This is a genomic window from Streptomyces sp. NPDC060028, from assembly GCF_042736725.1.
In the GTDB taxonomy this organism is placed as follows: Bacteria; Actinomycetota; Actinomycetes; order Streptomycetales; family Streptomycetaceae; genus Streptomyces.
Genome location: NZ_JBHWVJ010000048.1, coordinates 13,780 through 33,547, shown reverse-complemented (window position 1 = coordinate 33,547; position 19,768 = coordinate 13,780). Strand labels below are relative to the sequence as shown.

At 71.0% G+C, this 19,768-nt stretch carries 15 protein-coding genes and 1 tRNA gene; 10 read left to right on the top strand and 6 right to left on the bottom strand.

What is annotated here, in order from left to right:
• The first annotated feature begins 64 nt into the window (after nucleotides 1–64).
• From ACFWBF_RS23210 to ACFWBF_RS23180, 7 genes are all read left to right on the top strand, one after another.
• Nucleotides 65–138: transfer RNA gene (locus tag ACFWBF_RS23210), tRNA-Ile, on the top strand.
• 476 nt (nucleotides 139–614) lie between these two features.
• Nucleotides 615–3,173, top strand: coding sequence for a Z1 domain-containing protein (locus ACFWBF_RS23205; protein ID WP_385605065.1), 2,559 nt, complete (start codon nucleotides 615–617; stop codon nucleotides 3,171–3,173).
• On the top strand, nucleotides 3,170–4,195 hold the full coding sequence (locus tag ACFWBF_RS23200; protein ID WP_385605062.1) for a PD-(D/E)XK motif protein: 1,026 nt from the start codon (nucleotides 3,170–3,172) through the stop codon (nucleotides 4,193–4,195). The genes ACFWBF_RS23205 and ACFWBF_RS23200 overlap by 4 nt, the downstream gene beginning before the upstream one ends.
• Nucleotides 4,192–6,123 carry a hypothetical protein gene (locus ACFWBF_RS23195; protein WP_385605059.1) on the top strand — a complete coding sequence of 644 codons (1,932 nt, stop codon included), beginning with the start codon at nucleotides 4,192–4,194 and terminating at the stop codon, nucleotides 6,121–6,123. The genes ACFWBF_RS23200 and ACFWBF_RS23195 overlap by 4 nt, the downstream gene beginning before the upstream one ends.
• The gene (locus tag ACFWBF_RS23190) at nucleotides 6,120–7,016 is read left to right on the top strand and encodes a hypothetical protein (RefSeq protein WP_385605056.1); all 897 of its coding nucleotides are present in this window, start codon (nucleotides 6,120–6,122) and stop codon (nucleotides 7,014–7,016) included. The genes ACFWBF_RS23195 and ACFWBF_RS23190 overlap by 4 nt, the downstream gene beginning before the upstream one ends.
• Before the next feature lie 143 nt (nucleotides 7,017–7,159).
• Complete coding sequence (locus tag ACFWBF_RS23185) at nucleotides 7,160–8,845, top strand: DUF6339 family protein (protein ID WP_385605053.1); 1,686 nt, start codon at nucleotides 7,160–7,162, stop codon at nucleotides 8,843–8,845.
• A gap of 10 nt (nucleotides 8,846–8,855) precedes the next feature.
• The gene (locus ACFWBF_RS23180; protein ID WP_385605050.1) at nucleotides 8,856–10,208 is read left to right on the top strand and encodes a DNA cytosine methyltransferase; all 1,353 of its coding nucleotides are present in this window, start codon (nucleotides 8,856–8,858) and stop codon (nucleotides 10,206–10,208) included.
• Between the two features lie 59 nt (nucleotides 10,209–10,267).
• Here ACFWBF_RS23180 and ACFWBF_RS23175 read toward each other — a convergent pair whose 3' ends face one another.
• The gene (locus ACFWBF_RS23175) at nucleotides 10,268–11,425 is read right to left on the bottom strand and encodes a glutamate--cysteine ligase (protein WP_385605047.1); all 1,158 of its coding nucleotides are present in this window, start codon (nucleotides 11,423–11,425) and stop codon (nucleotides 10,268–10,270) included.
• 216 nt (nucleotides 11,426–11,641) lie between these two features.
• Here ACFWBF_RS23175 and ACFWBF_RS23170 point away from each other — a divergent pair, with 216 nt between their 5' ends.
• The gene (locus ACFWBF_RS23170) at nucleotides 11,642–12,940 is read left to right on the top strand and encodes an MFS transporter (protein WP_385605044.1); all 1,299 of its coding nucleotides are present in this window, start codon (nucleotides 11,642–11,644) and stop codon (nucleotides 12,938–12,940) included.
• A 97-nt stretch (nucleotides 12,941–13,037) separates the two neighbouring features.
• Here ACFWBF_RS23170 and ACFWBF_RS23165 read toward each other — a convergent pair whose 3' ends face one another.
• Nucleotides 13,038–13,403 carry a cupin domain-containing protein gene (locus ACFWBF_RS23165; RefSeq protein WP_385605042.1) on the bottom strand — a complete coding sequence of 122 codons (366 nt, stop codon included), beginning with the start codon at nucleotides 13,401–13,403 and terminating at the stop codon, nucleotides 13,038–13,040.
• A gap of 48 nt (nucleotides 13,404–13,451) precedes the next feature.
• Between ACFWBF_RS23165 and ACFWBF_RS23160 the strand changes: the two genes are divergently transcribed.
• Nucleotides 13,452–14,312, top strand: coding sequence for a helix-turn-helix domain-containing protein (locus ACFWBF_RS23160; RefSeq protein WP_385605039.1), 861 nt, complete (start codon nucleotides 13,452–13,454; stop codon nucleotides 14,310–14,312).
• A 31-nt stretch (nucleotides 14,313–14,343) separates the two neighbouring features.
• On the opposite strand, the gene ACFWBF_RS23155 is transcribed toward ACFWBF_RS23160, so the two are convergent.
• Nucleotides 14,344–15,687 carry a carboxyl transferase domain-containing protein gene (locus ACFWBF_RS23155; RefSeq protein ID WP_385605036.1) on the bottom strand — a complete coding sequence of 448 codons (1,344 nt, stop codon included), beginning with the start codon at nucleotides 15,685–15,687 and terminating at the stop codon, nucleotides 14,344–14,346.
• A 145-nt stretch (nucleotides 15,688–15,832) separates the two neighbouring features.
• A complete protein-coding gene (locus ACFWBF_RS23150) occupies nucleotides 15,833–16,453 on the bottom strand; it encodes a lysine transporter LysE (RefSeq protein WP_385605033.1) in 621 nt (206 codons plus the stop codon).
• 70 nt (nucleotides 16,454–16,523) lie between these two features.
• On the opposite strand from ACFWBF_RS23150, the gene ACFWBF_RS23145 reads away from it, so the two are divergent.
• The gene (locus ACFWBF_RS23145) at nucleotides 16,524–16,967 is read left to right on the top strand and encodes an Lrp/AsnC family transcriptional regulator (RefSeq protein ID WP_385605030.1); all 444 of its coding nucleotides are present in this window, start codon (nucleotides 16,524–16,526) and stop codon (nucleotides 16,965–16,967) included.
• Here ACFWBF_RS23145 and ACFWBF_RS23140 read toward each other — a convergent pair.
• Nucleotides 16,956–18,503: a GAF domain-containing protein gene (locus ACFWBF_RS23140; protein ID WP_385605027.1), complete on the bottom strand. Its 1,548-nt coding sequence runs from the start codon at nucleotides 18,501–18,503 to the stop codon at nucleotides 16,956–16,958. The genes ACFWBF_RS23145 and ACFWBF_RS23140 overlap by 12 nt on opposite strands.
• Nucleotides 18,500–19,537, bottom strand: coding sequence for a rod shape-determining protein (locus tag ACFWBF_RS23135; RefSeq protein ID WP_365927936.1), 1,038 nt, complete (start codon nucleotides 19,535–19,537; stop codon nucleotides 18,500–18,502). The genes ACFWBF_RS23140 and ACFWBF_RS23135 overlap by 4 nt, the downstream gene beginning before the upstream one ends.
• Nucleotides 19,538–19,768 lie beyond the last annotated feature (231 nt).

Below are 19,768 nucleotides of genomic sequence, written 5' to 3'. Positions count from 1 at the left end.
GAGATCGTATGAGCGGCTATGCTGCGGCAGACGGCGCGCACACGTGTACGCGCCACGCCGTGAAGGGGCGGTAGCTCAGCCGGTTAGAGCAGCGGACTCATAATCCGTCGGCCGTGGGTTCGAGTCCCACCCGCCCCACTGCACCTCGTGTGTGCAGAAACGATCCGACTAGCAGCTTGGTTGGTCGGCGAGCCGCAGGTGCGGAGTTGATCGCGCCTGCGGTTTTGGCGTGTTCCGACCGCCGCGCTGGAGTCTTTTCAGACAACGTTGCACGTTTTGCCGTGCCTCTGGGGCCGCCGGCTGGTCCAGGGTTCCAGGTGGTCCCGTGGGTGAACTCGTGAGCGCTGTGACGTTTTGTCGGGGTTCTGACAGCGGCTGCCCCTGGGAAGCCTCGGCGGGACGGCGCGTGGGGGTTGCCGAGCCGTGGCTGATCATGGCCTTTGGCCTGTGCGCGGGACGTATCGGCTGAATACTGTGTGACGTTGCATGAGGGTGCCACGTCGGTGTGCGCTCCTCGGGGCGCCCGCGTCGTTCGCTGTGCACAACCGTGGAGGCAGAAGGGTCACGTCGACCCCACCGGCCACGACGAACGAGAACCGGGGGCGGTCGAGCCGATGGCCGATGACTTCAACGACAACTACGAAACCTTCGTGGCCCTCCTCGACCGGTTCCCCCCAGCGGAAGCGGTGAAGCGGCTCGAAGCGTTCGGTGTCAGCCAGGACATCATGCGAAGGATCCGCGAACAGCACGAGCAGCAGACCGTCCGGATCAGGGAGCTCGAGGAACCGCAGTCCGTGGTCCTGGGCAACCGTGACACCTGGTACACAGGACCGCAGACGGGCGACAAGTGCTGGCCGGCGATCGTAGAGCTGCTCCGTAAGGACGGTTGGCCGCAGGAGCCTGCGATCCGGAGCCTCGACGACTCCTCCACGCGCATCACCTCCCTCCTCAACCACCCCAAGGAGCGGGAGTTCTCGACCAGGGGCCTCGTCGTCGGTTACGTCCAGTCGGGCAAGACGACCAGCTTCACCTCGGTGATGGCCAAGGCCGCGGACCGTGGCTACAAGCTGTTCATCGTGCTCGCCGGCGTCCACAACGGCCTTCGGCGGCAGACCCAGGCACGGCTTGTGCAGCAGCTCGTGGAGCCGAACCCTTCGCAGTGGTCCCAGTTGACCGGGCTCGACAAGGACTTCACCCCGCAGGAGAACCCGGCCTCCTACTTCGGCAACAGCAACAAGACCCACGTGCTGTGCGTGGTCAAGAAGAACGCCACAGTGCTACGCAAACTGTCCCGGTGGTTGAAGAGCGCCTCGGACTACCTCAAGGACTGTCCGGCGCTGATCATCGACGACGAGGCCGACCAGGCCACGGTGGCGACGAAGTCGATCAACCCGCTCATCCTGTCCATCATGGAGTCCCTGCCGAAGTCCGCCTACGTGGGCTATACGGCCTCCCCGTTCGCGAACCTGCTGATCGACCCGAGCAGCCACGACCTGTACCCGCAGAACTTCGTGGTCAACCTGCCGAAGCCGAAGGGGCACTTCGGCACGGAGGTCCTCTTCGGTCGCTACGCACTCGACGGAGAGGATCCGAACGAGGTCGATGACGGACACGACATGATCCGCTCCGTTCCGAAGGACGACGTGCCGTGCGTGCGTCCCCCCACGAGGGACGAGGTCGAGGGCTTCGAGCCGGTGATCACCGACACGCTACGACGCGCGGTCGAGTACTTCTGGCTCGTCACGGCCGCCCGGCGCGTGCGTGGAACGGGCAACGCCCACAACACGATGCTGATCCACACCAGCGTCCACACCTCGGTCCACAACAGCTTCAAAAGGCCTCTGCTGCATCTGCGTGACCGCGCGGCTCAAACCCTCTCGGACCCCGAACGCCTCGCCCGTCTGCGGCGGCTGTGGGAAGAAGAGACTGCACACGTCCCGGCCGAGGAGTTCGGCGAGAAGCCGGTGCCCTTCGAGAAGCTGCTCGGTAAGCTGCCGGCGGTCCTGGACGACTGCCGGATCATCATGGACAACTCCAGTAGCGAGGACCGCCTCGACTACGAGAACGGTCCCGTCGTGGCCATCGCCGTGGGAGGCAACACCCTCTCGCGCGGCCTCACCCTCGAAGGACTGTCCGTCAGTTATTTCGTCCGTGCCGTCTCGGCGTACGACACCCTGCTGCAGATGGGTCGGTGGTTCGGTTTCCGGAACGGATACGCGGACCTGCCCAGGATCTGGATGACGGACGAACTCGCCGAGTGGTTCCGCCACCTTGCCACGGTGGAGACCGAGATGCGACGTGACATCGACGTCTACTTGACCGAGAGCGAGGACCCCCTCACCTTCGCCGTGCGCCTGCGGACACACCCGGCTCTGAGGGTCACCGCGGCCGCGAAGATGCGGGACGCGGTCACTGCAGCCTCCTCCTACGGAGGCAAGCGCGTCCAGACCCACTACTTCCACACGGACGCCGCGTGGCTGAGCCGGAACACCCAGGCCGCGCGCACGCTGGTGGAGGCCTCGGTGGCTTCTTCCGTCCGGGCCGATGAGCGTCCGGAGGACGGTCGGTACGTCTTCCGTGACGTGCCGCACGACGTCGTCATCGACTTCCTGGGGAGCTACGAGTTCCATGAGGACTCCCCGGAGAACGACCGCGATCTGATCATCGACTACATCCGCAAGCGAGTCTCCAGGGCCGGTTCCCTGGGGCGGTGGAGCATCGCTGTCATCGGTAATCCGGCCGGCGAGAGGGACTTCACCTTCACCTCCGGCGTGACCGTCGGGCGCATCACGCGTGCCCGACTCAAGAGCAAGGGTGGGAAGGACGGCACTGCGGACATCAAGACGCTCATGAGCCGTCGAGATGCCGCCGTCGACCTGACCGGGGACACGGCGCGGCTGACCGAGAAGGGCATCATGGACCTGCGCCGGGCCCAAGCCCCGGACACTGGCCTGCTCGTGCTGTACCCGATCGACAAGGACTCCGAGCCGCACCCCTCGAAGGAGCAGTCGCGTTCGGCCTTGCAGGCCGAGGAGCACGTGATCGGCGTCGGGCTCGTCTTCCCCGCACCTCGGCACGGTGACAGCACGGTGGAGAAGTACATCTCCGCCAAGCTTCCCGCGGGCCTGCTGGAGGAGGAGGATTTCAGCCTCCTCGAAGGTGAGGACGCGTGAGCAAGGAGACCTTCCGCCGGATCATGGAGCAGAGCTGGTCCGGCCTGGAGGACGAGACGCCCTCGGGCGATCGGCGTCTGCGTGTCGCCCGACTCCCGGTCGACGTGGTTCACGGGCCGCTCGCGGTCGGAGTGGACTACGAGGGCCGACGCCACATCCTGATTCCGATCCCGTCCGACAGGCGACTGCGCTCCGGTCTCGACGGACCCGGTCTCCAGCTGCGCAAGCGGCCCCTGGAGGACGAGGAGACGTACCAGCACTACGCCGATCTTTCCTGCCGGCGCGACGACCTTGGTGATCTGTTCACCGAACTGTGCATCGACATCATGCGCGCCGCCGCGGAGCTGCCCGAGAACCCGGTCAAGGCGCTGTACCGCGTACTGGATCGATGGAAGGCCCTCTTCCGCGCGCAGGGCACGCTCCTGGGCCCCGAACAGCTCGCCGGGCTGTTCGGCGAGCTCAAAGTGCTGCACCGCCTCCTGGAAGCTGACCCCAGCGCGCACCGCCTCTGGTGCGGACCCGAGGGCCATCGCCATGACTTCTCGGGCGCGGCCGCTGCCGTCGAGGTGAAAGCGAGCACGGCCGACGAGGGCAGGCGGGCTCGGATACACGGCCTTGACCAGCTCGAAGCACCGACGGCAGGGACACTGACGCTGGTCTGGCTGGGCTTGCGGCGCTCCGCCGGCCCTGCCGCCGGGGAAACGATCCCCGAGCTCGTCGAGCGGCTGCTTCGTCTTTGCGACGACGAGAGTGCCCTCCTCGAGTCTTTGGCGCGCGTCGGCTATCGCGTCACGGACGCCGACAACTACCAGGACGTGCGGTTCGTCGTTCGCGAGGAGCGGTGGTACCGGGTCGGCCCGGAATTCCCGGGACTGACCTCGCACGCACTCACCGCGGCCGGGATACCGGTCTCCGTTCTGGACGTCAGCTACACCGTCGACCTGTCGGGCGCGAGCCCTCTTCCCATGGAACCGTCCGAGGTGTCCCGGACGGTCGAGAGCCTGCTGCAGGGAGCCTCGTGACCCAGCCGTCCTGGTACTCACAGCCCTACCCCCCGGAGGGCGCGAGCGCCGCCGAAGGGATCCGTAACCAGCTGGGGCGTCCGGAACTGGACCTGCTCACCATTCTGGTGCGCGAGTCGGCGCAGAACAGTTGGGACGCGCGTCCCGTCAACTCCTCGGTACCGATCGACTACGGGATCGATCTGTGGACGGTCGGCCCCGCGCACGCGGAGGCTTGGCGCCGGATGCTGCTGAACGGTGCGCCCGGCGGAACTGAGCGGTTCCCCCTGCGCGACACCCTCAAGCAGGGGTCGATCCGTGTGATGGCCGTGTCCGACCGAGGGACCCGGGGTCTCGGGGGGCCGACTCGTGCCGACGCGGCAGTGGGACCCGAACGTGACTTCGTCAACTTCATCCGCAACATCGGTGAGCCCCGTGACACGCCCTTGGGCGGCGGTACGTACGGCTTCGGCAAGGGGATCTTCTTCCTCCTTTCGCGCCCCGGTACGGTCCTGGTGTACTCGCGCTGCCGGACCCCGCAGGGTGGTGCCGAGACGCGACTGATCGGGTGCACCCTGTGGAAGAGCTATACGGGGGCCGAGCCCGGGGAGAGCCGCCGGTACACGGGCCGGCACTGGTGGGGAGACACCTCGGGCGAGGTCGTTGAGCCGCTCGTCGGCCACGAAGCGGAGGCCGTTGCACACCGCTTGGGCCTCAAGCCGTTCGGCGCCGAGGAGACCGGCACGACGATCGTGGTCGTCGACCCGGGCCTGGACGGGCTCGCTCCCGCCGAGGCCGCCTCCTACCTGGCCGACTCCTTGGCCTGGCACCTCTGGCCCAAGATGATCTCCGTGGGGGGCGAGCCGCCGGCCATGCGATTCTCCGTGTCCTGCGACGGCGTTCCGCAGTCGGTGCCGGACCCTCGGGAGACGCGCCCTCTCAACCTGTTCGTCGCCGCCTACGAGAACATGGCGGGACCGGGCGGCAGCCGCTTGGAGTGCAAGAGCCCCAGGCGCTACCTGGGACGTCTCGGGCTGGTGAAGCGGGTCCTGCCGCCTCTGGAACCGACCCGTGCTTCACGCCTGATGGACATCGAGGATCTCGTCCACCACGTCTGCTTGATGCGCCCCGCCGAACTCGTCGTCACGTATCGACGAGGGCCGAAGCCTCCGAGCGAGAACCAGGGCTACGCCGGGGTCTTCCGCGCCGACGAGAGCATGGACGAGGTGTACGCGAAGGCCGAGCCCCCCACGCACGACGCATGGCATCCCCAGTCGCTGTCGTATCCGGAGAGCACCTTCGTGAAGACGACGTTCACGCGCATCGACGAGGCACTGGAGGGTCTCCTCAGCCTGCAGGGCGTCGTACGGCCGGGTGCGAGCTCCATTGCCCTGGGAGCGGCCAGCACGCATTTCGCCGGGCTGGTGGGAGGGGCCTGGGGGATCGGCGGGGCGACCGACTACGGGAAACCCGGCAGCACGGCCACTCCAACTCCCCGGCGCAGGATGCCGGAGAAGGAAGCTCCTCGTCCGTCGTCGTCCTCGACCGCACTCGGTGGTGAGCCGCAGACCGACTTCCCCGCCACGAACGGCTCGCCGGCGACATCGCGCCGGCGACCTCGGGTGGAGTATCTCGGTGAGCCCTACTACGAGGATCTCGGTGACGACTCTCTGCTCGTCCAGGAGTTCCGCCTGCCGACCTCGGGGTGGCAGCGGGTGCGGATCGAGCTGGCCGTCGTGCTCCCCGGGGCCGGGGCACGTGAGACCGATCCGCCCATGGGGGCGAGCATGCCGACGCTGGTCGGGTGGCAGAACCGCGAAGGGCGTTTCCACGAGCCGGAGGATTGTGTGATCGAGGGCGGCGAAGGTCTCTGGCGGGCCCTCGTGCGGCCGGCGGCCGACACGATGACCGAGATCGGCGTACGGGTCGAGGCGGTGACGGGACCGTGAGCAGGCGTGTTCTTCCCTACCGTGTCCCGCCCGAGGACGCCGTGGGAGCCGAAGGCTGGCGGCTGTTGGTCGACGACGGGGAGCTGCCGCTACCCGAGGCCCTGCCGGACTGGGACTACGGCATGGATCTGCACCTGAGCAGGGTGGTGCGGGTCGACCTGGACCTCGCCCGGTCCCGGTCAGGACTACCTGCCGACGCGGCGCTCATGCTGTCTGCGGTGTGGACGGCGACCGGGTCCAGGCTGAGCGGGCCGGCGCGGCAGGTGAGATTGATGGATTCCGGGGTGGTATCCATCCCGCTCGACATAAGGCTCCGTGGCGCGGACCTGGGTGGTGTGGTCCGCCTCGACACCGCGCTCCTCTTGGCCGACCGGCTCGACACCGCCCGGCCTGCCGCGCCGCGCCGCGCAGGGTCGGTGCTGTGGAGCGACCGTGCGGCGGTGCGGCTCCAAGGTGACGCGCCGCAGTTCCCCATGGCCGTGATCGATTTCGCCCGGACGTCGTTTCCCGAGGGCGCCGCCTGGCACCTGCAGATCACCGGCAGCCTGGAGAGCGCCACGATGGGCTCCCTGTTGCTGCTCGTGAACGAGCGTAACGCGGTGACGACCACCGCCTTCCGGAATGCGGCCAAGCCTCGCCCGGTCGACCGTGTGGTGCTCTCGGCCGTGTACGCGGACGTGGCCCGCGTGATGATCGAGCACGGTCTCAACGACGACGACTTCGCCGACGTGACAGATTTCCCCGAGGGGTCTCTGGGCGCGACCCTGGTGAGTCTGTTCGACCGGCTCTTCCCGGGGCAGTCGATCACCGATGTCCGACTGCGTCGACTCCAGTCGCCGGCGCTGTTCGCCTCGGATCTCCAGGCGGCGGTCAGAATCTTCGAGGTCGCGTGATGAGTTTCCTCTACCCCCGACTGCTCTCTGCGCATGCCAAGCCCCTGTTCGAGGAGTATGGGCGGCTGACGACTCCGGAGTTGACCAGGCGGGTGGCTGATGCCCACGATGCGTCGGTCTACGTGGCCACCGGAGGGGACCGCGTGCCCGCTGGTCGCCTGAGGGAACTGCGCGACCTTGTCGTGGCTCTCGCGGAGCAGGCCGGGTTCCCGGGCGAGAGCGACCGGACCCGCAGGGCGCACTTCGACCTGAGCGTGGCCGTCCTCCTGCACAAAGAGATGGACATGGTGCCGGCCGAGGCGGCCTCGCCCGATGTCTGGGCCTTCCTCGCCCTGGTCCTACTGCCCGATGTCGCCTTCTGGCGCTACCCGAAGTCGCCCGGGGACCGCGTCTTGGGTACTGACCTGACCCGGCACGTCTTCGGGCGCCTGTGGTGGAGAGCACAACTCGTCCACTCCCCGGACCGTCCGGAGCCGTACGACGCCCTCGACATCCTCGGGGAGGCAGCGTTCGATCAGATCTACGCACGTCGTGCGGCATTGGGCGGAAGCGCCCACCTGGTCCGGGCGATCCTGCGTGTCTGGAGCGAACTCGACCTCGCGGGGCTCAACGAGCGTGAGACGCTGCGCGATTTCCTCAAGAGGCTGCTGCGACTCGCACCGTTCGTCCTCTTCGACGGCGTCGAGGAGGATGCCCTCGACGAAGAACTGCGCAGTGTGGCCATGGAGTCAGTCGAGGCCCAGCGAGGCGTCGCCGGGCCGCGGCCGGACGGCATGACGGACCTGCGCGGGCGCGTCGAGGAAGTCGCTCCGCCGGGATGGGCAGAGCCCCTTATGCCGGCCCTGCCCCGACAGGCTCGGCGGGTCGGCGATCCCGCTCGCCGTTTCACGTCGGTGGAAATCTGTGCGGGCGCGGGCGCTCAGGCCCTTGGTCTGGAGCGCGCCGGATTCGACCCGGTCGTCCTGATCGACAGCAAGGCCGACGCCTGCTTCACGATCGACCTCAACCGGCCGGCCTGGGACGTCATCTGCATGGAGCTGAGCCACTTCCGGCCCCACGACCGGCCGGAAATCCTGGGTGTCGATCTCGTGAGCGGCGGACTACCACGTGTGAAGTCCTCCGCCACCGTCGGCCGTGCCGAGGACAACGAGGAGAGGACCGTCCTGAAGGCCGCCGTCGACCTGGCGCTCCGGATAAGGCCGAAGGCCATCCTGCTGGAAAATCTTCCAGAGCTGGTGGAGGGCGCGAACTTCGCCGACGAGAGGCAGTGGATCGAGAACGGGCTGCGGAGCATGGGCTACCACCCGAGTTGGCGGGTGCTGAACGCCGCGGACTTCGGTGTGCCGCAGAATCGCAATAGCGGATTCCTCGTCGCCCTGCGAGAGGAGTATTACGCCCGCTTCGTCTGGCCCGAGCCGTACGAGGGTGTCCCGCCGACAGTCGGTGAGGTCCTCGGCCCGTCCATGTCCCGGGACGGCTGGCCGGGGGCAGCGCAGTGGATCAAGGAGGCCGACCGGATCGCTCCCGCTCTCGTCGGTGGTTCCGAGCGACGGGGCGGCGCCGACCTGGGTCCGACGGGAAGCAAGAAGGCATGGGCCGCCCTCCGGGTCAACGGCACCAGCCTCGGGGACAGCACCCCGGACGCGGACTTCCCCGAGGGCGACTCGCCGCGCCTGACCCTGGAGCAGGCCGCCCTGATCCAGGCGTTCCCGGAGGGCTGGCGCTTCTCCGGCGGCAAGACGTCCAGGTACCGACAGATCGGGCACGCGATGCCCCCGCCTCTCGCAGCCGCGGTCGGGCGTGCCATCGCAGCCGCTCTCCACGACTAGGATCACTCCTATGCACGAGCCCCGTCCCCACACCTCCAAGCCGATCACCGTCGTGGACCTTTTCTCCGGCTGTGGAGGCTTCACACAGGGGTTCCACGAATTCCGGCCCGAGGGAGCCACGGGCGGGGAACCCGTCTTCCACAGCATCGCGGCCGTCGAGCACAACAGGGCTGCCGCTGCCACGTACGCGGCGAACTTTGGCAGCGGCCGGTCCGACAAGAGTCTGCCCGAGGCCCGCGTGCACGTCGGCCCGATCGAGGACTGGAAGCCGGCGACGGACGAACTCGACGTGGACGTGGTGGTCGGCGGTCCGCCCTGTCAGGGCTTCTCTGCCCTGAATCGGAAGAAGAAGGGCGCGGAACGCAACCGTCTCTGGGAGGAATACGTGCGGGTTGTCCGCACAATTCGCCCGAAGGTTTTCGTGATCGAGAACGTCGAGCGTTTCGTGAAGTCCGACGAGTTCCTCAACCTGCTCGGTGAGGTGGGCGAGGGCGGACTACTGGAAGATTACCTGCTTGTCGACCCGCCCGGACACGAGGTCGGTGAAGCGGCAGAGGCGAGGAACAAGCGCTACGTCCTGAACTCGGCCAACCACGGAGCCGTCCAGGCGCGTAGGCGCGCCATTGTCATCGGCGTCCTACGCGATGCTGTCCAGGATCGCCGGATGACGTATCCGGTCGCGACGCACACGCGACCGGCGAAGAACACCAAGGGTAATGGCGTGCAGACCATCGACGGGGTCGACGCCGCGATTTCCCAGTGGCTTCCCGTCGACAGCGTCTTCGACGAATCAGAGATGCTCACCATCCGGGGAACCGAACTCCCGAACCGGGAGAAGCGCATCGCCGAGATCGAATCCAAGATCGCGGGTACATTCAGGACGACCGAACTGCACATCGGCCGTAACCCCGCGCCTCTTTCGATAGCCCGCTACAAGGCCATTCCGCCGCGCGGGAATCGGAAGGACCTGCGTGGAAAGTGGTACACGGTCGAGGAATCGGGAGACGTCCAGGTCTTCGACGAACCGAATCCGCCCGGCGTGACGACCCCGGTCGCCTATCTCTCGACGGAGAGCTGGGACAGGCACAACAACGGGACCGGTGACGTCATGGGCCGCCTTCGCATGGGTGATCCGTCCGTGACCATTCGGACGGAGTTCTTCAAGCCCGAGAAGGGGCGTTATCTCCACCCCACCGCACTGCGCCCGATCACGCACTACGAGGCGGCCCGCATCCAGGGGTTCCCCACGACGTTCCGCTGGTGCGGTTCGAAGACCGAGATCGCCACGCAGATCGGCAACGCCGTTCCCATTCCGCTCGGAACGGCCATCGCTTCGGCGATCCACGCCTTCCTCCGGGGCTAGCCCGCAGCGGCGCTGCCCCGGAGGTGTCGGTGGGTCGCAGGAGGCCTGCGGCGGCGCCGTCAGAAGTTCTCCGTCTCGTCCGCCAAGTGGCGCAGGACGTCCGTCAGGTCGCCGCGGCGGGCGAAGGCCGTGCGTTGGCGGTGGGCGCCCGAGCCGTCGCGGAGTAGAGCCGTCAGGGTTCTGGCCGCGTGGTCGAGGTCGCCCGTGGAGGCCAGTTCGGGGGCCACCAGGTCGAGCAGGGCCTCCGCCAGGTCCGCCGCCGGGAGTTCCGCGCCCGTGTACGGGTCGAGGCCGAAGCCCTCCAGGCCGTCGTGGGCCGCACGCCACCGCGCGAGGCGCAGTACGTCCTCCCGCAGGGCCGGCTCGGGACGCTGCTCCGCGATGTCGCGCAGCACCGTGGCCACCAGGGCGCGGGCCAGTTCGGCCTGCAGGATGGCCGTGTCGATGTACGGGGACATGTCCGGCGCCCGGATCTCGAGCGTCGGCCAGTTCCCCGACGGGCGCAGGTCCCAGTAGACCATCTTGGTGTCCAGGGCCGCCCCGGAGCCGAGCAGGGTCTCCACCGAGCGCCGGAAGTGGGCCGTGGACGTGAAGTGCGGGGGCAGTCCCGCGGAGGGCCAGCCCGACCAGGCCATCGCCCGCCAGCTGGCGTGGCCGGTGTCGCGGCCGTTCCAGAAGGGGGAGTTGGCCGCCAGCGCGATCAGCGTGGGCAGCCAGGGTCTGACCCGGTTCGACACCGCGACCGCCGTGTCCACGTCGAGCGTGCCGATGTGGATGTGCCGGCCGCAGCTGACGAGGGTGTCGGTGAGCGCGCCGTAGCGGCGGTGCTGCTCGCGCTGGCGCGGCTCGTCGTCGGTCAGGTGCAGCGGCCCGTCCACGGCCAGGACGGGCGAGGGCGCGGCCAGCAGTCGGCAGCCGTGGGCGCGGGCCGCCTGGGCGAGGGTCCGCCGCAGGCCGGCGAGCTCCCGCCGCAGGGTCACCGCGGAGTCGGCCACCGGGGTGGAGATCTCCACCTGGTAGCGGGTGCCCTCGGGGTGCAGTTCGTGGGGGAGTCCGGCGGCCGTGGCGAGGACGAGCGGCGCGGCCGGGACCACCCGCAGGGTGCGGGCGTCGACGAGGAGGAACTCCTCCTCGACCCCCACGGTGAGCGGGACCGTGCCGGTCGTCGAACTCGTGCCGGAACTCGTGCTCGTGGTGCTGGTGCCAGGTTCGATCACTACGCCTCCCTGGACATACGAGTCTTTTCATCATGAGCTGAACACCGGGCGAGGAGCGCACGTCGATTCGGTCAAATGTCCGGTGATAGTGGCGAGTTACCGGCAAGAGTGAACCCGGCCTGGGGCCGCCGGTCCGCGTGGGGCGGCTGTTGCGCGGACGGTGAACGCGGGACCGGACTCCGCCAGGGCCCCAGGATCCGCTGGTTATCATCCGCTGTGCCCCGTACGCTCGCGCCCTCCCGCCCCCGGCGGCGAATACTCGCCGACATCACACCGCTGAAGTCCTCCCCGGACTTCCGCCGGCTGTGGGTCGGCTCCACCATCTCCCGGCTCGGTCAGGCGATGACCGCCCTCGCGATCTCGCTCCAGGTCTACGCCATCACCGGGTCCAGCTTCTCCGTCGGACTCGTCGGTCTCTTCTCCCTCGTCCCGCTCGTCAGCTTCGGCCTGTACGGCGGCGCCATCGCCGACACCGTGGACCGCCGCACGCTCGGGCTCTACAGCTCCCTCGGCCTGGCCGCCCTGTCGATCGCGCTGGCCGCCGCCGCGGTGCTGGACTACCACCGGGTCTGGCTCCTGTACGGGGTCGTCGCGCTCCAGTCGGCGTGCGGGGCGCTCAACGGTCCGGCCCGGTCCGCGATGATCCCGAGGCTGCTGCCGGCCGAGCAACTGCCCGCCGCCAACGCGCTGAACTCGGCGGCCATGACCTTCGGGATGATGATCGGTCCGGCGCTCGGCGGCATCATCGTCGGCTGGTGGGGCTACCAGGCGGCGTACCTGATCGACGCGGTGACCTTCTGCGCCGCCCTCTACGCGATGTGGCGGCTGCCGTCCATGCGGCCCGAGCGGGGGGACGGCTCACCCGGCGAGCCCGGCAAGCCCGGCAAGCCCGGCAAGCCCGGTCGGGCGTCCGTGATCGACGGTCTGCGCTTCCTCGGGACCCGCCCCAACATCCGGATGAACTTCTTCTCCGACCTGGCCGCCATGGTGCTGGCCCAGCCGAAGGCGCTGTTCCCGGCCATCGCGGTGCTCTGGTACGACGGCGACGCCAAGACCGTCGGCCTGCTGGTCACCGCGCCCGCCGTCGGGGCGCTGCTGGGCGGGCTGCTCTCCGGCTGGCAGGGGCGGATCCGCCGGCACGGGCTGGCGATCCTGCTCTCCGTCGCCGCGTGGGGGCTGGCCATCGCCGCCTTCGGGCTCACCCGCAACCTGTGGCTCGGGCTGTTCTTCCTGGCCCTGGCCGGGTGCGCGGACAGCGTCTCGATGGTGTTCCGCTCCACGATGATGCAGGCCGCGACCCCCGACGACATGCGCGGCCGGCTCCAGGGCGTCTTCATCGTGGTCGTCGCGGGCGGGCCCCGGCTCGGGGACTTCCTCGCCGGGACCACCGCCGACCTCTTCTCCCCGGCCGTGGCGATCACGGGCGGGGGGCTCGGCTGCGTACTGGTGCTGGGGCTGTTGGCCGCGCGGTGGCGGGCGTTCGCCCGGTACGACGCGCGGTCGCCGCAGCCCTGAGCCGGCGGCCCTTGAGCCGGCGGCCCCGAGCCCCGCAGCCCTGAGCCCGCAGCCCCGAGCCCGCCACCCTGAGCCCGCGGCCCTGGGCGCCCGGGGCTCAGGCGTCGACCGGCTCCCGGGTGCGGTCGCCGCCCGCGTCGACGGTGTTGGCCGTGCCGGTCGGCTCGAACAGCAGGATCGCCGCATCCGCGTCGGCCCGCGGGCAGTGCTCCACCCCGCGCGGGACCACGTACATCTCCCCGGGGCCGAGCACGACGTCACCGTCCCGGAGCTGGATGGTGAGGGTCCCGCCGATCACGAGGAAGAGCTCGTCGGTGTCCTCGTGCGTGTGCCAGACGAACTCGCCCTGGAGCTTGGCGATCTTGACCTCGTAGTCGTTGACGCGGGCTATGCGTCGAGGGGCCCACTGCTCGTCGAACTCGGACAGCTTCCGCGCGATGTTCACTGCCTGCTGTGTGGTCATGGGTCAAGGCTCCCGGCCGGCCGCCCCGCGGTCTTGTACGTTCCTGACATGGCCGCGATACGTCCGCCCAGTACCGTCTCCGCCTGGCAGCCACCGGTGCCGGGCATCGCCGAGGTCTTCCACGCCCGCTTCACCGAGCACGCGTACCCCTCCCACGTGCACGACACCTGGGCGCTGATGATCCTGGACGGCGGCCGGGTGGACTTCGCCCTCGACCGGGGGCGGCACGGCGCGGGCGTGTCCGACACGGTGGTGCTGCTGCCGCCCGGGGTGGTGCACGACGGCCGCACGGTCACCGAGGCGGGCTTTCGCAAGCGGGTGCTCTACCTCGACACCTCCGTGCTGCCCGAGGCGCTGACCGGGGCCGCCGTCGACGCGCCGCTGCTGGCCGACGCCGCGCTGCGCGACGGCGTCCACGGGCTGCACCGGGCGCTGGGCTCGCCGGACCTGCCCGCCGGGGCGGTGGACGTGCTGGAGGCGCAGTCGCGACTCGCCCTGGTGCAGGAGCGGCTGCGGGCCCGACTGGAGGCGGCCGGACGCGGACCGGGGCCAAGGGACCTTTCGTACGGGGCACCGAGCACGGGGACCGCCATCCGACTGCGCGAGCTGCTCGATGCGCGGGTCATCGGCGGGATCACCCTCCAGGAGGCTTCCGCGCTACTGGGACACCCCCATCCCACCCACCTGATCCGGAGCTTCCGGCAGGCGTTCGGGCTGCCGCCGCATGCGTACCTGGTCGGGCGCCGGGTGGCGGTGGCCCGGCGGCTGCTGCTGGCGGGGATGCCGCCGGCGCAGGCGGCGACGGCGGCCGGGTTCCACGACCAGGCGCACCTGACGCGGCACTTCGGGCGGCACGTGGGGACCAGCCCGGCCCGGTTCGCCCGCTCCGGCCGGTCCGGCCGGTCGTGAAGGGTGCGGCCGCCCGCGCGACCGGAGCGGCTCAGCCCTTGCGGTGCACCACCCCGCGGGCCACGCCCAGCGCCACCAGGTCCTGGGGGCGGATGCGCAGCTGGTCCGCCGTCGCGGGGGCGTCCTGGGCGGGGCGCTTGAGGATCGCCGCCGCCAACTCCGGGGCGATGACCGAGAAGTAGCTGTCCGGGGTGACCCACGTGTTCCCCGGCGCGGCCAGGGCGAGGGCTCCGCCCGAACCGCCCTCGCCGATGAGGAGCGTGGTCACGGGGACCACGGCCGCCGCCACCGCCGCGAAGGTGTCCGCGATGGCGGCGCCCGCGCCCGCGTGTTCGGCGGCGGCGTCGTTGGCCGCGCCGGGGGTGTCGACCAGGGTCAGGACGGGGATGCCGAGCCGGTCCGCGAGGCGGATGACCCGGGCCGCCGTACGGTAGCCCGCCGGGCGGGTCGCGGTGCCGCACTGGGCGGCGTACGCCACGGCCCGGCCCTCCCGCAGCCCGAAGCCACACAGCATCCCGGGGTCGGTGGCACCTGCGCGGTCGCCGGACAGCGGCAGGCGCAGCTCGAAGTACGCGTCCAGGTACGCCTGCGCGTGCGGCCGCCCGGGGTGCCGGGCCTGTCGGACGGCGTCCCAGCCGGTCAGCGGCGGCGTGACGTCGGCCAGTGCGGCCGGGGGCTCGACGGGCTCGGCCGCGCGGGGCGCGGCCAGGACGCGGAGCCAGTCGGCGAGGGCCGCGGGCATGTCGGCGGCGGGCACGACGGCGTCCACGTGCCCGGCCGCGTACTGCCCCTCGGCGGTGTAGGCCGCCGGGTCCGCGTCGGCCGGCCGCACCCGGGAGCCCGCGAAGCCGACCTGGGCGCCGGGCAGCGCGAGGATCACGTCGGCCCCGGCGCCGAGGGTGGCCCAGCCGCCGCCGGTGGTGGGATCGCGGAGCACGGCGATCTGCGGGAGCCCGGCGGCGCGGGTGAGGACGCACTGGCGGGCCACGCGCTGGAGCTGGGTCAGCGCGAGCATGCCCTCCTGCATGCGGGAGCCGCCGGTGGCGATCAGGGAGACGAGGGGGAGGCGGTGCTCGCGGGCGTGGGCGTACGCGGCTTCGAGCCGGTCGCCGGTGCGTTCGCCGAGGGAGCCGCCGAGGAAGCCGAACTCGAAGGAGATCACGGTGGCCCGGCGGCCGCCGAGCAGGGCCGTGCCGGTGACCACGGACTCCCGCTCGCCGGTCCGCGCGGCGGCGCGTTCGCGGGAGTCGTCGTACCCGCTCCAGCCGAGGGGCCCGTCCGGGGCGGACTCCCTCTGCGGCGCGGGGAGTTCGGCGAAGCTGCCGGGGTCGGTCACGGAGGCGATGGCCGCGCGGGCCGAGAGGCGGGTCGTCACGCAGTCACCCTAGGCGGTGACGGGGGCCCGGGCCTGTCTGATGGATCACACCTGCCCCGCAAGTCGACCGGCCCCGGCGGGACTTGTCTGAGCCGGGCCGGGCCGGGCCGAGCCGGGCCGAGCCCGAGCCGGGCCGGGGCGCGGCCTACGGCAGCGGGAAGGCGATCTTCAGGGCGTAGGCGGCGACGAGGCCGTAGCCGAGGCGGAAGGTCCAGGTACGGGCGGTGGCGGAGATCCGGCCGGCCGCGACGGCCCCGAGGGCGACGAGTGCCTGCTGCCAGAGCAGGGAGGCGAGCCCGACGCCGACGAGGAAGGCGGCCCCGGCGCCGCCGCCGCGCAGGCTCGCGCCCTGGGCGGTGGTGAGCGCGGCGAAGTAGAGCGCGGTGGTGGGGTTCACGACCGTCAGCCCGACGTACGTGCCGTACGACCGCAACGCCCCGGTCCCGCCGGGGGCGGCCTCCCCGGCCGGCACCCCGCCGCGGGCGGACAGCAGGCCGTGGGCGGCGATGGCGAGGAGGATCGCCGCCGAGGTGAGGCGGACCCAGGCTTCGACCGGGGAGACGTGGGAGGCGACCCAGGGGCCGAGGGCGGTGGCGAGGGCCGCGTAGCCGAGGTCCACGGTCGCGATGCCGGCCGCCGCGGCCACCGCCGCGCGGCGGTCGCGCAGCGCCTCCTGGAGCAGCAGCACGCTCATCGCACCCATCGGCATGGCCACGCCCAGGCCCGCGGCGGCCCCGGCCAGGGCCGGTGTCAGCAGTTCGTTCATGACGGCGAGGGTCCCCGCCCGGGCGCGGGGAACGGGCGCGATTAACGGCGTCGACTGCGAGAATCGCGGTATGGACGGCCTCGACAGGGAAATCCTCGGCATCCTCCAGGAGGATGCGCGGATCTCGTACCGCGATCTCGGCGTCCGCGTCGGGCTCAGCGCGAACGCCACCGCGGACCGGGTGCGCCGGATGCGCCGCGACGGCGTGATCAGGGGATTCACCGTCGTGGTGGATCCGGCGGCCGACACCAGGGGCGGGCTGGTGGTCTTCATCGACCTCACCCTCCGCCAGGACACCACCAACGAGGAGTTCGAGCAGCGGGTCGCCACGCTGCCCGGGATCACCGAGGTGGTGCACGTGACGGGGGAGTACGACTACCTCGTACGGGCCCGGGCCGCCGACCCCGCGGCGCTCGACGCCCTGCTGCGGCGGCTCAAGCGGGAGGCCGGCGTGGCCCAGTCCAGCACCCGGATCGCGCTGCGCGCCGCCACCCGGCCTCCCCTACAGCGCTGACTCCCACGTCACGGTCGTCCCCCGGGTCCCGGCCTCCGTGCGGCCGTCGTCCGACACCATGAGGCGGACCCGGGCCGGGGACGCGTCCACGTTCACGTCGATGGAGGTGACCTCGCTGCGCCGGTGCGCCGCGGCCAGCGCACCGCGCAGCGCCGCCAGCAGGTCACCCGCCACCGGCTCGGGCAGCAGCGCGTCCACCGCGCCCGCGAAGTGCACCGACGGCGGGAAGCCGAACAGGACCGCAGCCCCGCGGGTCTCCCGAAGGACCCGGCCCCGGAAGGTCGTCGGGGCGTCCGTCGGCGGCTGCTGGAGGGCGAAGATGGCCGTGCGGACCTCCTGGATGGTGGAGTCCAGCTCGTCGACCGCCCGGCTGAGCTCCTCGCCCACGGTGTCCCCGGTCGGCGCGTTCGCGGCCCGGCGCCGGGTGCTCTCCAGCATCATCTCGGTGGCGAACAGCCGCTGCACCACCAGGTCGTGCAGGTCCCGCGCGATGCGGTCGCGGTCCTCGTAGACGGCGAGCTGTTCCCGGTCGTGCTGGGCGTCCGCCAGTACGAGGGCCAGCGCGGCCTGCGAGGCGAACTGCGAGGCCAGCAGCCGGTCGACCGCGTCGTACGGCGGGCCGCCCCGGGCCCGCGGCAGGGCCAGGGTCCCGATCAGCTGGCCGCCGCTCTGCAGCGGCAGCATCATGCTGGGCCCGAAGCGCTCGCGCACGTGCGTGGTCATCCGGGGGTCGGTGGCGGAATCCTCTATGAAGACCGCCTCCCCGCCGAGGAGTTGTTCCAGCACCGGCGAACCGGGCGCGATGGCCGTGCCCACCAGGTCCCCGGGATCGCCGTGCGTGGAGGCGGCCACGATCTCCATGCCGCCCTCCGGGGTCGGCTGGAGGACCACGCCGGCCGCGGCGTCCGCGAGCAGCCGCGCCCGTTCGGCCACGCACATCAGCGCGTCCGCGGCCGGGCGGCCGGCGAGCAGGGTGGTGGTCACCGCTGCGGCGCCCTCGATCCAGCGTTCCCGGCGGCGCGCGGTCTCGTACAGGCGGGCGTTGCCGATCGCTATGCCCGCCTGGGAGGCCAGGACGCGCATCAGCGCGAGGTCCTCGTCCGTGAAGGGGCCGCCGCCCCGTTTCTCGGTGAGGTAGAGGTTGCCGAACACCTCGGTGTGCACCCGGATCGGGACGCCGAGGAAGCTGCGCATGGGGGGATGGCCCGGTGGGAAGCCCGCCGAGCGGGGGTCCTCGGCGAGGTCCGCCAGCATGAGCGGGCGCGGGTCGCTGATGAGCGCGCCGAGCAGGCCTCGGCGGCCGTCCGGCAGCCGGGGGATCGCGGCCCGTTCGGCCTCGGTCAGGCCGGTCGTGAACAGTTCGGTCAGCCGGACGCGCTCGGGGTCGACGACCCCGAGCGCGCCGTAGCGTGCCGCGCAGAGCTCGGCCGCCGAGTCCACGATGTGCTGGAGGGTGGTGTGCAGCTCGAGTTCGGAGCCGACGCTCAGAACCGCCTCCAGCAGGACCGGGAGGCTCGACGGCTCGTGGTGCGTCATTCGGCCAGCGGGTTGAGGACCATGGGGGCGATCTTTCCCTCGAGCATCATGCCGAGACCGAGGACGGCGCACACGTCCGGCCGCTCCGCGATGGCCACGGGCATCCCGGTGGCGTCGCGCAGCATCTGGTCCAGGCCCGGCAGCAGGGCGCTGCCGCCCACCATCATGATTCCCCGGTCGGTCAGGTCGGCGACCAGGTCCGGGGGGCAGTCCCTGAGCACCTTGCCGATGCCGTCGAGCACGGCGGTCAGCGGGGTGTGGATGGCGTCGCGGACGGCGGCGGTGTCCACGTGCACGGAGCGGGCGAGGCCGGTGGCCACGTCGCGGCCGTGGATCAGGGTGGAGGCCGGGCCCTCGGCGGTGATGCCGTTGCCGTGCAGGGCCAGCTGGAGGGGCCGGACGGCCTGGCTGGGCAGCATCAGCTCGTGGGCGTGGCGCAGGTGCTGGACCACCGCGTGGTCGATGGCCTCGCCGCCGACGGGGATCCGCTCGGCGGTGACGATCGAGCCGAGGGAGAGGACGGCGACCTGGGTGGCCGCGGCCCCGCACACCATGATCATCGTCGCGGTCGGCTGCTCCACGGGCAGGCCGCAGCCGACGGCCGCCGCGATCAGGGTGTCGACCAGTTCGACGCGGCGGGCGCCGAGCCCGACGAGGGTTTCGACGGCCGCACGCTGGGCCAGCGGGTCGGCGTCGTGCGGGGTGCAGGCGGCGGCCCGCAGTCGCGGCTTGCGGCGCAGGGCGCGCCGGAGCTTCTCGCCGAGGAGGTGGCGCAGCATGCGCTGGGCCATCTCGATGTCCACGACGGTGCCGCCGGAGACGGGGCGTACGACCCGGATGTAGTCGGGTGTGCGGCCGGTCATCCGCTCGGCGAAGGTGCCGACGGCGATGAGTGCACCGGTCCGCGTGTTCACCGCGGCGACGCTGGGCTCGTCCACGACCAGGCCGGCGCCCTTGACGTACACGCGGGTCCGGGCCGCTCCGAGGTCGACGGCGACGTGGCAGCGGCGCAACTGCTCAAGACTGACGGTCACGGCAGATCCTCCCGAGAGCGCTGACGCAAGACGGCCGGCGGGGTGCCGGTCACCTTTGTATCTTCTCGGGCCCGACAGGCGTATTGCCCGATTTGATACTCCAGCTGGGGGATGCCGTCAGGGGCCGGAAGGCCTCTCGGAGTGCTGCACGGGGGTGGATTTCTGTACCGACAGGCACGACGATGCGCGCACCGCACACGCTACTCACGCGTAACAAGGTAAAGGGGACTC

What these genes read in the sequence shown, in the direction of transcription:
- ACFWBF_RS23165 (WP_385605042.1), bottom strand. Translation starts at nt 13,403, where the DNA reads ATGACCACACAGCAGGCAGTGAACATCGCGCGGAAGCTGTCCGAGTTC.
- ACFWBF_RS23205 (WP_385605065.1), top strand. Translation starts at nt 615, where the DNA reads ATGGCCGATGACTTCAACGACAACTACGAAACCTTCGTGGCCCTCCTC.
- ACFWBF_RS23140 (WP_385605027.1), bottom strand. Translation starts at nt 18,503, where the DNA reads ATGACGCACCACGAGCCGTCGAGCCTCCCGGTCCTGCTGGAGGCGGTT.
- ACFWBF_RS23180 (WP_385605050.1), top strand. Translation starts at nt 8,856, where the DNA reads ATGCACGAGCCCCGTCCCCACACCTCCAAGCCGATCACCGTCGTGGAC.
- ACFWBF_RS23160 (WP_385605039.1), top strand. Translation starts at nt 13,452, where the DNA reads ATGGCCGCGATACGTCCGCCCAGTACCGTCTCCGCCTGGCAGCCACCG.
- ACFWBF_RS23150 (WP_385605033.1), bottom strand. Translation starts at nt 16,453, where the DNA reads ATGAACGAACTGCTGACACCGGCCCTGGCCGGGGCCGCCGCGGGCCTG.
- ACFWBF_RS23145 (WP_385605030.1), top strand. Translation starts at nt 16,524, where the DNA reads ATGGACGGCCTCGACAGGGAAATCCTCGGCATCCTCCAGGAGGATGCG.